Genomic DNA, 14,052 nt, shown 5'->3' on the forward strand with positions numbered 1-14,052 from the left:
ACACAAAAAAAAATTCGGCGCACACAAAAATCATTTCGGCGCACACAAAAATAGACCTCTTGCAAAAGTCGAATGAACTCCCCTCAATCCCCTGGTGATACCATTTCACTAAAACCCTGATACAAATACAGGCGGTGTAGAGACGCGATATATCGCGTCTGGAACAAAATTTATATGTATCGCGATTAACGTGAAATGGTATTAGGGTGGGGTAAAAATATTTTGGGATGCTATGCTTCAAAAAAATAATTTTTACTAAAAAAAGCTAAGAGATGCAATGTTAATCGCATCTCTACAATGAAAATATATATCAGGTTTGAACTGTAATCTAAACTTAAATGTTATTTTTAGAAAAGCTGTAATTAAGCTAGACAATTTTTATAATTAATACCACGATACTTAAGTTGCAAACATTGCTGATTCGTAGTACTTTTAACCTGATTAATGTTGTAAGACGCTCCTCGATAAGAACCTTTTTTTGTATTATCTAAAGTAGGTACTTGAGTATCATGAGATTGATAACGAACGCCACGATAAGATAGATGCATTTTTGCCTCTTTAATTAACGAATTCTTGATTGGTTACTATATAACTAATCAAGCTCTTCTGAGGCTTTTACGAAAAAAAACTATTAATTTATGTAAATTAATAGGTCATACCAATTCATATTAATCACGATACATATAAATTTTGTACCAGACGCGATATATCGCGTCTGGTACAGGGTCTGTATTTGTATCAGGTTTTTTGTGAAATGGTATCATTGGTTATTAGACGCGATGTTCCTCGCGTCTGTACAATAATCATTAGTCATTGGTTATTGGTTATTGGTTATTGGTTATTGGTTATTGGTTAGTGGTCAGCAACTTCCTTCGTAGTTGATCTAAAGCACTACAAGCGCTGAGGTGACGAATTAAAGCTCGACCCCGCTTTGCACCCCAACGATATTCAAAACTTTCTACTTCGCCGTTTGGTTTTGCCAAACCTATGTAAACCAAACCAACTGGCTTAGTTTCAGTTCCACCAGTCGGGCCAGCAATACCAGTAATACTTAGTCCCCAACTAGTTCCAAAACGCGATCGCACTCTTAATGCCATTTGTTCTGCAACAATACCACTGACTGCGCCAAATTTTTCTAAATCTGCGCCATTGACACCTAAAAAATTAACTTTAACAGAGTTATCGTAAGAAATTACCCCGCCCCAAAAATAATGAGAACTTCCCGAAATTTCTGTCAGCATCTGCCCTAATCCGCCGCCAGTGCAGGATTCTGCCACTGAGAGAGTTTCTTTCCGATTACGCAATAACTCACCAACTACTGAAGCCAGCGTATCATCATCAGTACCGTAATAATCCAGCCCTGCAATATCTTGAAGTTGCTTGTGTATAGGTGCAATCAATTCCCGTGCTTCACTTTCAGAAGTAGCTTTTGCTGATACTCGTAACTTGACTTCTCCTTTGCTAGCATAAGGCGCTACTGTGGGATTGGTCAAATTGAGATAAACAGCAACTTTTTCAGCTAAAGCAGATTCAGGAATTCCCCAAAACTTCAACATTCGACTATAAATAATTTCCTGACCCCAACCAAGCTTTCGTAAATAGGGTACTGCGGTTTCTTCCCACATCTGTTGCATTTCACTCGGTACCCCAGGGAAAGTAAAAATCGTTAATCCTGGTTGAGGTTGCCAGATGATACCCGGTGCTGTACCCGTAGAATTAGGTAATATTTCTGCACCTTTGGGTATTAAAGCTTGCTTACGATTGCTGGGCGACATTTGCCGACCGCGTTGAGTGTATTTGCGAGTAATATCTTCGATAATCTCCGAGCGTTCTACCAAGGGAGTTCCAAAAAAATCAGCAATAGTCTCACAGGTTAAATCATCTGGTGTGGGGCCAAGACCGCCTGTAAAAATTAATATCTCTGCTCTTTGACTAGCTATTTGAATAACATCCTTGAGCCTTTGAGAATTATCCCCGACAACTGTTTGATAGTAGTGAGGAATCCCTAATTTTGCTAATTCAATTGCTAAATATTGAGCATTGCTGTTAAGGATATTTCCTAACAGCATTTCAGTACCAACACAAATAATTTCTGCACTCATAAAAATTAGCAGGTAGGCTCAAGAGAATAGAGAGAATAGACTATTTATTGTTAATACCCCTTTTTGTTGACAAAAAGGGGTGGGGTAAGCAGATTACTAAAAGAACCAGCCGTAAGAGTGTAAACCCTTACCCAACAAATTTACACCCAAGTAACAAATCCAGACAACGACAAAACCACTAGCAGCTAGAATAGCTGGGCGACGTCCTTGCCAACCACGAGTGATGCGGGCGTGGAGGTATGCTGCAAATACTAACCAGGTAATTAGCGCCCAAGTTTCTTTTGGGTCCCAGCTCCAGTAAGAACCCCAAGCTTCGTTCGCCCAAACTGCGCCAGCAATAATACCAATTGTTAAGAGAGGAAATCCAAGTCCAATGATTCGATAGCTAATATTATCTAGAGTTTCAGCAAGGCTAAGGCGTTGGGGAGAAAGGGGTTGAGAATTTTGAAGATCAGATTTTGGATTTTGGATTGTCGGTACTAATACACTATCTAATACGGCAGTTTTACCATTGTTGTTAGATTCATAACGGGCAACACCATTACCATTATTCTCTGCAATAATTACTTGTGATGGAGAAACTAATTCACCTGCTTTTTGTAAGCGGTAATCCTTGCTGCGATAGCCACCAGTACCGACTGAACTACCTTGAAGTTGGATATCTTGACCACGAGTGACAACAAGAAAAGCGATCGCCAAAAGTGAACCAACCATTAAAGCAGAATAACTCAACATCATGACGCTAACGTGCATCATCAACCAATTTGATTTCAATGCAGGTACTAAAGGTTCTGCTACTTGCATTTCGGATGGTAGTGTGAGGGTAGCAAAAGCGGTAATACCCATGGCGACGGGAGCGGTAGCAACTCCTACCAAACGACTGCGACTGTTATTTTCTGCTATCAGATGGATAGTAGTGATTCCCCAAGCCAAGAAAAACAAAGATTCATACAAATTGCTCAGAGGAAAATAACCAGCCTCTAGCCATCGCGCCCCTAACATTGTCGCAATACATAAATTCGCGATCGCCATTCCTGCTGTTCCTAATGCTGGTAAGTACGGCAAATTGGGAAAAGCCGCCCCACTCCAATAAATCAGCATCGTAGCAAACAAGATAGCAAAGGAAGTATTATCTAGCCAACTTTGAAGTTGCAGCAAATTCATAAAATGTTTTCCCCTGTTAATTCTTAGAGGTATGGATTCTCACAGTATTGATCCTAGCTGTTTCGGCGTAATTAGTGGTTATGTTCCCTCTTGCCTGTTCCCGCCCCGAAGGGGCTTTATTAAAACGCACAACGCGGCGCAAGCCGCATTGATTCTCGGTCATTCGTCATTCGTCATTTTCCTAATCCCCAATCCCTATCTCCGACTTTCCTGACTAGATGAAGAACCTAAATTTCCAGCTTTTTTTAGTGCGAGAAAAATGTCGTAACGATTACTACGACTATCATCAATAGCGGATGTGATACCGATTGAGCGTGTTGCATTTAAGAATATTTTTTGATTTGGTAGTAAAGTCGGTAGGGGAAAGTTTTGAGTTGCGCGTTCTACATCTAGGAAAAACTGACCATTGGTAGGATTGGGTTCTGAAGGTACTGTTTGTTGGAATAATGGAGTGTTAGCTAGGCTATTGTTGAGTTTGGGAATAATCTTATCGCTAACAGGAGCGCCAAGTGCTAGGAAAGCAACATCTCCGTCTAGCCAACCGTGGCTAGCGGTTAAGGTTCCCAAAGGTCCAATCCAGTTGACAACGGGTTTACCTGCTACTGTTGTCTGTTGAATCTGAAATTGATATTGAGTCTTCATCACTTCATCAAGTTTTGTCAAAGATGTTTCCGCGCGGGTGCGATCGCTTGCTTGTACTATGAATACTAAAGAGGCCCGGAAATTATCTGATAAAGTGTCCTTGGGATGGTTGGGAATGACTGAAACTGAAAATTCATCACCCATCCAACTCAATAAATCTTGCTCAAAATCAAGATTAGTCAAAGATTTTACACCTGCTTTGAGCTGTTCTGGCGGAATTGGTGAAAGAGGATTTCCTTGTGATGTAGAAGCGTAGTCTGTCCACAATTGCTGTAAGTTACCGCCAGAAAGCATCATCAATGTTTCTGGTGGTACGAGGTTTGGCATCTTTCCGGCTTTGTTTTCTACTCTGAGTGTGCGTTGACTATTGGGATTAAGCCAGGAAATGCCTTTAATACGTATTCCTTGTGACTCTAAAGAAATGCTTCCAGCTAGACCTTGGTTATTTTGTAACTGTGCTAAAACTTGAGCAGGCAAATGACGATTACCAGACGCAGCAGCTATTTTCGCCGATGAAGGTATATTTACATAGAACTGAGCAAAGGCTTGAGAAGTAGCAATTTTAGGAAAATTATCCGTAAATCCCCGGCTGGTAGCAAGGGAGGTTTTATTTTTATATGCTTGAATCGCACGTTCTGTATTTTTAGGATTATCAGTGATCACCAAGAAGCGCTGGTCTATTACTGCTGCTGATAAACTTTCTCCCGATGGTAAGTTAGTTTCGTTGATGGCAATTCCTTCATAGGTACGATGAATCCATTTATCTGCTTTTGGATTTCTTGGTTGTGCTAGAATCTTCTTTGCCTGTTCGGGATTTTTAATTGGTAGCACTACAACCGTAGACTTTTGATTAGTGCTAGTATTACTATCGCTGGCTACAGGTTTAGATGTGGGTTTAGTAGTTTCTGGATTAAGAATTGCAATTGTGACTTGTTCGCCAACCCAAGGACTGATATCGTTTTGAAAGTCGTAACCATTATTAGTCAGAAAGCGATCGCGCAACTGTACTAAATTTTTATCTAATTCGGTTTGAGTTTCTTTTGTGCCAAACTCTCTTAGTTTCTGCCATTGAGTGCTATTGGTAGTCAGGGAAACTGTAAACAGAGCATCTTGGGGAATAATATTTGCACCTACGGGTAAATTTCTAGACCATGATTGTCCCTGGGTTAACAACCAATACGCCGCAACACCTCCACCAATTAATATCCCAGCAGACGAGAGTGTGAGTACCAGAGATGGTTTTTTTTTCTTCATCGAAACAGATACGACGGGCAGCGCCATTGAAACAAATACCTCATTATAGGGAACTCTCTACTTGCTTGTTGGCAAGGTAAGCCAAAAGGTTTCCTGACCTATAAAAATGTTAATTACATTATTTCTTAATATCAGACAGTGCAATATACTTCGGTAATAAGTTACCATTTTTTTCCAAAATTGCCATTGCTGTATGAACTATAGCAATCCTAGTTGAGTGATAAGAAAATACGAAATCCCAACTCCCCGATTTCTCATGGGAAGTCGGGGAGCTTGGCTCTCATAAATGATTTCGGATTGCTGTATAAGAATTTGGTTTAGCTCATTCGGGCAGAAGCACCACACTGTAAATCGGGGAATATGCTAAAAAGTACAGACGTGATGTTCCTCGCGTCTACAAATGACAAATGACTACCCCAACTAATGAGTTTTACTTATGCCAATTGATTGAGAATTTTTTAGGCTGCGATCGCTGGATAAACCAAACTGTAAAGAAAGTAGTTTGCAGTGTAATTTACACTACCAGACCAACCTAAATTTTGCAAAGATTTCTCTAATTGAAGTGGTTCATGGAAAATCTTTACAACACGATAAGTTCGCCCATCATTAGAAAACCATTGCTGACGATGTTTCTCACCGCGATCGTAGCGTCCCTGACGCAAAAACCACTCATCGTATTCTGAGGCACGTTGACGATAGTATTCAATTTGCTCTGCCAAAATGTCAGTGTTCATTAACTAACAACTTTTTTGTCTTCTGTTCTTTGTCTTTTGGCAATAACTCGGTTGATCCTAAGTACTTTGTTAAATAAGGCGAGAATACTTCATAAATTAAAGTTAACGGCTGTCCATGATGCCAAAACAAGTAATGACGTCCCCAAAATGGCCCTTCCTCATTAAAACCAGACTGTAATGCATCTGAGTAACCATGATATATTCCTTGGATATCTCGATACAATTCTGTGCGAAGACGAGCTAAACTCGCCCAAATAGGTAGTGAACGATTTTGTAAGTATTCATCTACATGAGAGGCTTCCCACCATGAAGTAGCATAGGCTAGCCTTTGCCCAGAAGCAGTACGTAGCCATACTTGGCGTCGCAGTCTTGGCCCTGGTACAGCTTTGATTAAATCAGGAGCGTTGTCCAAATCCATGCCAACCAAGGACATATCAATGACATCCACTTCCGTTGGTTCACCTGTGAGCAATTGTAAGTGTCTAGTTGGGGAGCCGTCACCTAAAAGTAGCAATTGCCAAGCTGGTGCTAGTTGAGCATGTGGCAAACCTTGTTGAATAATTTCCTCCCCACCTTGCCATATTGGAGTGAGACGGTGCCACCCTGCTGGCAATGTTAAGTTGTTTGTCGGTGTAAAAGTAGCAGTCAATGTTCTTTACAAAACTTCACCTCTTTATATGTAAGCACAAAAAACCTTATTGCCCAAGAGGATTTAGGGAAATAAAGAATTAGTGATTATTTGTTGGAGAGACATACCATGGTACGTCTCTACATTTGTTATTAGTTAATGGTTATTTGACTGATGGCGAACTGCCTTGAAGATATTTGGTGACTTTGTGCCTTGGTGGTAAAACTCAATTATTGAACTACTAAGACACCTAGACACAAAGAGTTTACAGTGTAAGCAGTTGAGGATGAGTAATTATTTTTCAACAAATACCAAATCTTCAGGCTGGTAATTTAACTTTAGATTTTGACCATCAACTTCAACCACATAATCAAATCCTGTCACATGACCTTCGGTAATAATAATCAGTTTGTCATCTACAGATTTAAGGTAGTTGGAAAAACCTACTAAAGATACACTGCCATCATTAATGCCAAGATAACTAAGCAATCGTCTAAACAATTTAGGTAGGATTACAACCTTGTCAGTAATTGTTTCTAATGTTTCTAAAACAAAACCTGCATTAGTTTTATCTACTTGCCACAAACCTTTCTGTTCTTGACGAGATTTTTCTGCTGCAATAGTTAATTGTTTGCGGATATCTGGATATAATTTGGAATAAAAAGTTGGGTAAACTAGCCCTTTTGAGATTAGATGATAATTAGCGCTTTTTTTCACTAAAGATTTATCGAAGAAAACACTAGTCCCGTCCTCAGCTTCTGATTCTCCTTTAAAGGCAAAAGCTACACTTCTACCATAAGCATCTGCAAAGCGGGTGAGAATAAAACCAGGAACTTGTTCTGGTTGTGCTTCAGTAACGACTTCTCTGGAATTACGGGTAATATTTTTAAATCCTAAAAATTTTAACAACTCACTTGCAGCAGCATGAGCATATTCTAGTGGTTGATGCTGCGTACCCAAACTACCTACCCTAGTTTGAAAATGTGTTTCCAGAGCATCAATACTATCGAGACGTAACTGTGCGCCGCCAGAATGGTTAGTTTGGATTCGTGTAGGTAATTTCTTCCAGTTTTCGGGGTTATTAGGATAAAACCGGACAGAATCACCGTCAGGAGAAGCTTTCACAACTCTATAGTTGCCCTTAATCAGGGTCATTGGCATATTTGAAACTCCTGTTAGGTTAGAAATTATAAGTATGTCTGAGAGTCAATTTCGCTACACTAACTTGGAGTTTGCCGCTTGGTAAATTATTTAATAATTTTTTATATTTTATCGTAAATTTTCTTAACCCAATAACCTCTGGGTGGTTTTTCAACTCCATAAACTTTACACCATTTTTCCACCGCCTTGTCAGATACACCGAAGTCTTTGGCTATTTGTGTTGTTGGTTTTTCCCATACTAATTTTTGCAGTTCTTCTTTTGATGGTCTTTCTACTTTTCTGATGTGAATTCTTGAGTCTGGGTTAACTTTTCTAGTTGTTAAATCAACTCCGAATTCTTTATAAGTTCGTTTCGGTGCGTCTTCTGTAAAATCTATAAAGTCTTCCCACCAGTAAAACGGGCTGGGTGATTTGGGGGGTGTTGTCCTGATTTTACAACCACCAAACTTAATGGATGGATAAATTACTTGATTTATTTCTGGCAAATAAAGGGCATAAAAATCAAAGTCTTCAGTTTTGTATTTTTTCTCATGACAACCGTTTTTATCAGTCCAACTGGTTTTATTTTTAACTGCACCTTGACTATTATATTTGGCTTGAATTCTATAGGATTGCCCATCTTTATAAGCGATTAAATCAAACGGTAAATGCTCACATACAACTGGAGTAAAAACAGAATAACCTTTATCAACCAAATCTGCTATTGCTTTAGCAGCTGCCATATCTCCCTTGTCTTTTGTATGATGCATTTTACATATAGCTTTTATGTTAGAAATTAATCTACCATAGGTTAAGTTTTGATGATTTGTTTTCACTTAAAACGAGCGCGGCAGGATTTGAACCTGCGACCAACGGATTAGAAATCCGTGGCTCTATCCACTGAGCTACGCGCCCACATAAAAAAAGGCTTTAGATAAAGCCTGCGTGCTTATTATATATGTCTTGTTCTCATAATGCAAGCTAATTTTATTTGCCACCGTAAAAAAAGGCGATTTCTTTTTCCTTAAGAGGTGCAAAGCCAGCGTCTACTAGCTTTTGGTCGAGTTCATCTTGGGGGATATGTTTGGCACCGATCCGGACTATGCGCGATCGCATGGTATTACTAACACCACTACGCTGTCTATTTGCCTCTAATCCCATGACTTGATGATAAAGTTCCAGCTTGGCAGGTGGAATGGGAGTACCGTCAAAATCAATTCCTTGGGCGATCGCCTCATCAATAGCATCAGCACCCTTAGTCGTTGGCTGAACTTCGTTGCTTCCGGTAGTCATGACTATATCACTTTATCGTTACACTTGGATTTTACCAAGTATAAGGACACTCAGTAGTAGAGACTTTTTCCAGACTCCTAATTTTTGGAAAAGACTGTTCCCAAGCAGATTTGATGCAGAAGAAGCAACAAAAACTAGATCATAATATCCAGGGTATTGCCGTATATTTTCGTATACGCTTGTATATATAAAATTTTTGGTTTAATCTCTAACCAACGGTGTAGTCAATCTAATTTAAAATTGACTATTCGGAATTTTGGAAGTTAATTTTAAGTTCTAAATTCCGAATACCTAAATTCACAATTGTTTTGGTCATAGGTGGTGCAATGTCTGAACCTCATACTCCTCAAAAAAAAGACCGTACCCTAGAAAAAGCTCTGACCAATAAAATTATTGATGATTATTTTGAAAACTCAGAAAGCTGGCTAAGAGCAATTTTGCGGATGTGCATCTTTTCTTTGGCTCATCTTGATGGACAACCCGTGTTTATGGTGGAATGTCCTAATCAAGCCGTAGCCAAGCGATTGAGTCGGAAAACCTACCCTTTTCGAGGCATGGTATATTATTTAACAGACAACTTCAATGCTAGCGATCGCTGCTTGTTTTGTTATCAAGAAAACAAAGACGGATCGTGGCGCTGCTTTGACACCAGCATCAATGCTTGGACTAACTTAAAACCAAAAACCAGGAGACAGGAAGCAGAAGGATAAGAAAAGGGAGAGAAGGGAGAGAAGGGAGAGAAGGGAGACGAGGGAAGGGGGACAAGGGGGACAAGGGAGAGGGGGGAAGGGGGACAAGGGAGTAACTATTTTTCTCTTTAATTTCCCTGCTCCCCGCTCCCTGCTCTTTGCTCCCCAACTTATCATCTTTGGGGGCGTGTCACTAAACCACCAACAAACGCCCCCAAAATTGTGCCAGTCCATAATCCTGTAGTACTACCTTGCCAAATTGCTCCTGGTGTTACCCAAGCACTACAAGCCTGCTTTAAACCCCAAGCTTGATTTTGACATTTTTGGCTATGAACACTTAAGCTGATTTGGCCTCCAATATAACCACTCAAAAAGCCAGATAGTAAAGCAAAAAAGGTACAAATTAGAATTCGGTTTTTAGCCATTCTTTAAATATTATCAGACTAAGCAATTGAGTTATTCGCAAACCCATAAACCCGCAAACCTGCAAGTAAACTCGCGGCTCATAAGCTAAGTCTACTGGAAGTAGATTAATTATCAGTCTACTTCCAGTAGACTTTTGCTATGAGGCTGCGATTTCAATCGCAGGCGGGTTTTTGCTCATTTGGAACGCTCCCAGTGGAGTTGCGATCGCACTCAAAGTTAACCGAGAATCGAAGAATACAAGTACCCAATATAGTTTCTCAAAATCCTGATACATCAACCAGTATTTCTCATACCAGCAGCAATACCGTTAATTGTCAACAGTGCGCCGCGTAGCAATTCGCCTTTACTGTATCGTGAGTGAATCACTCCAGATGTGGCTATATTCTTAGATTGGCGTAGGCGCTTGAGGAGGGAAACCTGAATGAATCCCAAGGGTACAATCGTACCATTGCGTAACTGTACTGATCGCTGTAAGACAGGATCGCCATCTAAAAGTCGTTGGTGTTCAGTGATTTTTAGGACTAATTCCCGTGTGAGATAGTATTCGCTAGCTATTTGTTCAAATAATTTCTCAAAACGGGGCTTATCTTCTGGATCAGATAACTCTTCGACATAACGTTGCGCCATTTGCAAATCTACTTTTGCCAAAGTCATTTCTGCTTTGGAAATCACCATCTTGAAGAAGGGCCATTTCATATAGAAATAGCGTAATAATTGCAAGTTCTCTTCTGGTTCTTCGTTTAAAAACTCTTGCAAAGCTGTACCAACACCGTACCACGAAGGGAGCAAGAACCGTGTTTGCGTCCAACTAAAGACCCAAGGAATCGCCCGCAGGCTACTTAAGTCTTTTTTACCGGAAGGACGACGGGCTGGACGAGAGCTAATTTGGAGGAGACTAATTTCTTCTATGGGTGTAACTTGGTGGAAGAAGTCGATAAAATCTGGTTGTTCGTAAATCAGTGAACGATAATGACTGCGCGATCGCACTGCTAATTCTTCCATGATTTCATTCCAGGGTTCAATATCATCAAACCCTGTTTTCAGCAAGCTGGCTTGAATGACAGCAGTAGTAACTGTTTCCAAATGGTACAGCGCTAAATCCCGCAAGGAATATTTAGAGGCTAATACTTCCCCTTGCTCAGTAATTTTGATGCGTCCATTGATACTATGACCAGGTTGTGCTAATATAGCTTCGTATGCTGGGCCACCTCCACGTCCGACAGAACCGCCGCGCCCGTGAAAAATCCGCAAATTTATGCCATTATTCTCAGCTATTTGCTGTAGTGATTTCTGGGCTTTGTGAATCTCCCAGTTGCTACTTAAAAAGCCAGAGTCTTTGTTGCTGTCAGAATACCCCAGCATGACTTCTTGGAGGTTGAGAGTCAGGGGAGATGAGGAGACATTTTCCCTATCCTTTTGAATTTCGGCGTAACCTCCGGCTAATAAGGCACGATATAAAGGTAGTTCAAATAGCTGTTGCATGACACTGCGGGAGCGTTGCAAGTCTTCTACAGTTTCAAATAGAGGAACTACTTGAATCGTACCTACTGCTGTTCCAGGATCGTAAAGTCCTGCTTCTTTGGCGAATAGCAAGACTTCTAGGACGTCGCTGACTTGGCGACACATACTAATGATGTAGGTTTTGCAGATATTATTACCAAACTCACGTTGCAGCGATCGCACTATCCGCAAAGTTTCGATAATATCGTTGGTTTTTGGTGAAAATGGTAGTTCTGCGGGAATCAGTGGACGGCGAGTTTGCAATTCTCCGACTAACCAAGTTACTTTCTCTTCCTCTGTGAGTTCGTTGTAAGAAGACTTTAAAATTCCAAAGTATTCTAGAATCTCATTTAAAGCATCCGAATGACGTGTTGATTCTTGTCGGATATCCAAACAAGTCAAGTTAAAACCAAAAATTTCTACTTGGCAAATCAGGTTTTCTAGTTCCTGACAGTTGAGTCCTGTTTCTGCTAAGTTACGTTCAATCAGACGTAGTTCAGCTAAAAATTCTTCTCCAGAACGATAAATAGGAACTTCGGTTTTGGGTGTCTCTCTCGTGTATAAAGCTACGTTGCGATCGCGTGTATTTTCCAGTCGCTTCAGCAAATAGGACATTTTCAAGCGATAGGGTTCTTGACGATAACGCAGTGCTAATTCGTCGTAAACTTCACTTAACTGGGATTGGTCTATTTCTAATGATTCCAGCAAGTCTGGCAAGACGTCACTCCAATGGAGCGATACACTCAATAAATTAATCAGTCGTTTGACTGACTGAATATATCTTTCCAAAACAATTGTGCGCTGATAACAAGCAGTCTGCCAGGTGATTTCGGGAGTAACTGACGGGTTTCCATCTCTATCTGCACCCACCCAAGAACCAAACTTGCAAAAGTTCTTACTTGGTGGTTCTAGCCAGGGAAAAGTATTAGCCAAAGTATATTTGAAGCGTTTGTAAAGTTGGGGAATCGCATCAAATAAGACTTCTTGGAAGTAGTGCAGGGCATAATCTACTTCATCAAGTACAGAAGGTTTAAACTGGTGTAATTCATCAGTACGCCACCAGAGGCGAATTTCTTGGATTAACTGTTCCCGCAGTTCCGCGACTTCCCAAGCATAATCAGGGTTTCCCACACGTTTTTCTGCTAGATCAAGTTGTTGCAGCAAATTGACCACTCGTCGCTGTTTATCGCGGATGGTATGACGAACAATTTCCGTGGGGTGGGCGGTGAACACTAATTGCACATCCAATTGGGCAATTATGCGTTGAATTTGTTGTGGTGGTACGTTTAGCTGGTATAACTGGGGAAATAGAGTAGCGAAAGTGTCTTTACTTTTCCGATTTGGATTAGCTTGCAAACTCTTGCTGAACAATTGTGTCCCCAATCCATTGTTGAGACAGCTTTCTGAAGCTTCAGAATTTGCAGAGGGAATTGGGTTTGGTATTTCCTGAGTTCCTGGTTCACTTCCCGCTTCATAGCGAGTCATTTGCTGCCGTTGTTCGTAGTCCTGCTCTATGATATTGATCAGCTGGAAGTACAATGCAAAAGCACGAGCCGCCCGGATAGCTTCGTTGATATTTAACTGCTCAATTAATTTGAATACAGAGGAGGCTTGGTCAAGAGTTGCTTGTCCTTCTGGTGAACACAAATCACGTAATTGATGCAAAAGATCTACCATTTTTTGGCCGCATTCTTGCCGGAGTACGGACTCCCATAATTCTTCTACTATTTGTAGCCGATGGCGCAAAAATAAATCGGAGGCGGGGTAGATATTAACTTCCTGGGCGAAAAAGTATAAAAGAGAACTCATATGTTGTGTTCTAGTAAAGCCAATTATTTTTTATGATTTCAGGTTTTGCTCTTGACCGTCATGGAATTTGCCACAATAATTTTGAGAAAAACTAGTATAATATTTAACGCTAATTTTCGGAATTTGGTTCTGGAAAGTCAAGGATAGGAAGGCGATCGCCACGAAATAATTCTTCACTTGCTTCTCCAAGAGCTTGTAATGTTTCTGAAGTGGCTTTCTCTGCTATTAGCAACATCATGACTGATGCTGTACCCATTTGCAAAAGCAAAGATTGGGGAATGGTGAATAAACCCAAATTAAGTCCTGAATTGGCTGAAGATTGTGAATTAGTAGCTTGCATAGGTAATTCTCGTGTTCTGGAGGAAATTAATATCAAGTAGCAAATTTAAACAAAGCTCTGAATTGACGATCTTAAAATCATTAATCTTTAGCCATTTTGCAAATTAATCAAGTTAACAAAAGTGTTAAAACTTTTTGGTGGATAATTCTATGCTTCTAGTTTACAAGTGATTAGGGAATAGGGGATCGGGGATCGGGGAAAGGGGAAAGGGGACAAGGGAGACAAGGAGGACAAGGGAGACAAGGAGGAATTAGCTAACAAGTTTTTTCACGAATCCCCGATTCCCATTCCCCAATCCCCGATTCCCATTCCCCGATTCCCATTCCCCAAT

The 14,052-nt window shown here is 40.5% G+C and carries 14 protein-coding genes and 1 tRNA gene; 1 reads left to right on the top strand and 14 read right to left on the bottom strand.

Annotated features, from left to right (window positions below):
- Positions 1-362: 362 nt before the first annotated feature.
- The 10 genes from B4U84_RS24515 to B4U84_RS24560 form a co-directional block, all read right to left on the bottom strand.
- Entirely contained in the window at positions 363-548 is a 186-nt protein-coding gene (locus B4U84_RS24515; protein ID WP_017312172.1) for a DUF4278 domain-containing protein, read from the bottom strand.
- 297 nt (positions 549-845) lie between these two features.
- Positions 846-2,102 (bottom strand): competence/damage-inducible protein A, encoded by a 1,257-nt coding sequence (locus tag B4U84_RS24520; RefSeq protein ID WP_131120847.1) that lies wholly within the window; start codon positions 2,100-2,102, stop codon positions 846-848.
- Positions 2,103-2,198: 96 nt separating this feature from the next.
- A complete protein-coding gene (ccsB, locus tag B4U84_RS24525; RefSeq protein WP_131120848.1) occupies positions 2,199-3,266 on the bottom strand; it encodes a c-type cytochrome biogenesis protein CcsB in 1,068 nt (355 codons plus the stop codon).
- A gap of 195 nt (positions 3,267-3,461) precedes the next feature.
- The gene (locus B4U84_RS24530) at positions 3,462-5,189 is read right to left on the bottom strand and encodes a DUF3352 domain-containing protein (protein ID WP_017312169.1); all 1,728 of its coding nucleotides are present in this window, start codon (positions 5,187-5,189) and stop codon (positions 3,462-3,464) included.
- A 431-nt stretch (positions 5,190-5,620) separates the two neighbouring features.
- Positions 5,621-5,896, bottom strand: a complete 276-nt coding sequence (locus tag B4U84_RS24535; RefSeq protein WP_131120849.1) for a hypothetical protein — start codon at positions 5,894-5,896, stop codon at positions 5,621-5,623.
- Positions 5,886-6,545, bottom strand: coding sequence for a chorismate lyase (locus tag B4U84_RS24540; RefSeq protein WP_017312167.1), 660 nt, complete (start codon positions 6,543-6,545; stop codon positions 5,886-5,888). Before B4U84_RS24540 ends, B4U84_RS24535 begins: the two co-directional genes overlap by 11 nt.
- A gap of 273 nt (positions 6,546-6,818) precedes the next feature.
- Positions 6,819-7,679, bottom strand: a complete 861-nt coding sequence (locus B4U84_RS24545) for a thermonuclease family protein (RefSeq protein WP_242677692.1) — start codon at positions 7,677-7,679, stop codon at positions 6,819-6,821.
- Between the two features lie 107 nt (positions 7,680-7,786).
- A complete protein-coding gene (locus B4U84_RS24550) occupies positions 7,787-8,434 on the bottom strand; it encodes a group I intron-associated PD-(D/E)XK endonuclease (protein WP_131121052.1) in 648 nt (215 codons plus the stop codon).
- Between the two features lie 72 nt (positions 8,435-8,506).
- Positions 8,507-8,579, bottom strand: a tRNA-Arg gene (locus B4U84_RS24555).
- Positions 8,580-8,651: 72 nt separating this feature from the next.
- Positions 8,652-8,957, bottom strand: coding sequence for a small RNA NsiR4-regulated ssr1528 family protein (locus tag B4U84_RS24560; RefSeq protein ID WP_017312164.1), 306 nt, complete (start codon positions 8,955-8,957; stop codon positions 8,652-8,654).
- 326 nt (positions 8,958-9,283) lie between these two features.
- On the opposite strand from B4U84_RS24560, the gene B4U84_RS24565 reads away from it, so the two are divergent.
- Complete coding sequence (locus tag B4U84_RS24565; RefSeq protein ID WP_017312163.1) at positions 9,284-9,667, top strand: hypothetical protein; 384 nt, start codon at positions 9,284-9,286, stop codon at positions 9,665-9,667.
- Positions 9,668-9,819: 152 nt separating this feature from the next.
- On the opposite strand, the gene B4U84_RS24570 is transcribed toward B4U84_RS24565, so the two are convergent.
- From B4U84_RS24570 to B4U84_RS24580, 4 genes are all read right to left on the bottom strand, one after another.
- The gene (locus B4U84_RS24570; RefSeq protein WP_017312162.1) at positions 9,820-10,071 is read right to left on the bottom strand and encodes a hypothetical protein; all 252 of its coding nucleotides are present in this window, start codon (positions 10,069-10,071) and stop codon (positions 9,820-9,822) included.
- Positions 10,072-10,208: 137 nt separating this feature from the next.
- The gene (locus B4U84_RS30835; RefSeq protein WP_165490341.1) at positions 10,209-10,346 is read right to left on the bottom strand and encodes a hypothetical protein; all 138 of its coding nucleotides are present in this window, start codon (positions 10,344-10,346) and stop codon (positions 10,209-10,211) included.
- Positions 10,346-13,381, bottom strand: coding sequence for a phosphoenolpyruvate carboxylase (gene ppc, locus B4U84_RS24575; RefSeq protein WP_017312161.1), 3,036 nt, complete (start codon positions 13,379-13,381; stop codon positions 10,346-10,348). The genes B4U84_RS30835 and ppc overlap by 1 nt, the downstream gene beginning before the upstream one ends.
- 109 nt (positions 13,382-13,490) lie before the next feature.
- Positions 13,491-13,721, bottom strand: a complete 231-nt coding sequence (locus tag B4U84_RS24580; RefSeq protein ID WP_017312160.1) for a hypothetical protein — start codon at positions 13,719-13,721, stop codon at positions 13,491-13,493.
- Positions 13,722-14,052: the final 331 nt, after the last annotated feature.

This window comes from Westiellopsis prolifica IICB1, assembly GCF_004323185.1.
In the GTDB taxonomy this organism is placed as follows: Bacteria; Cyanobacteriota; Cyanobacteriia; order Cyanobacteriales; family Nostocaceae; genus Pelatocladus; species Pelatocladus prolificus_A.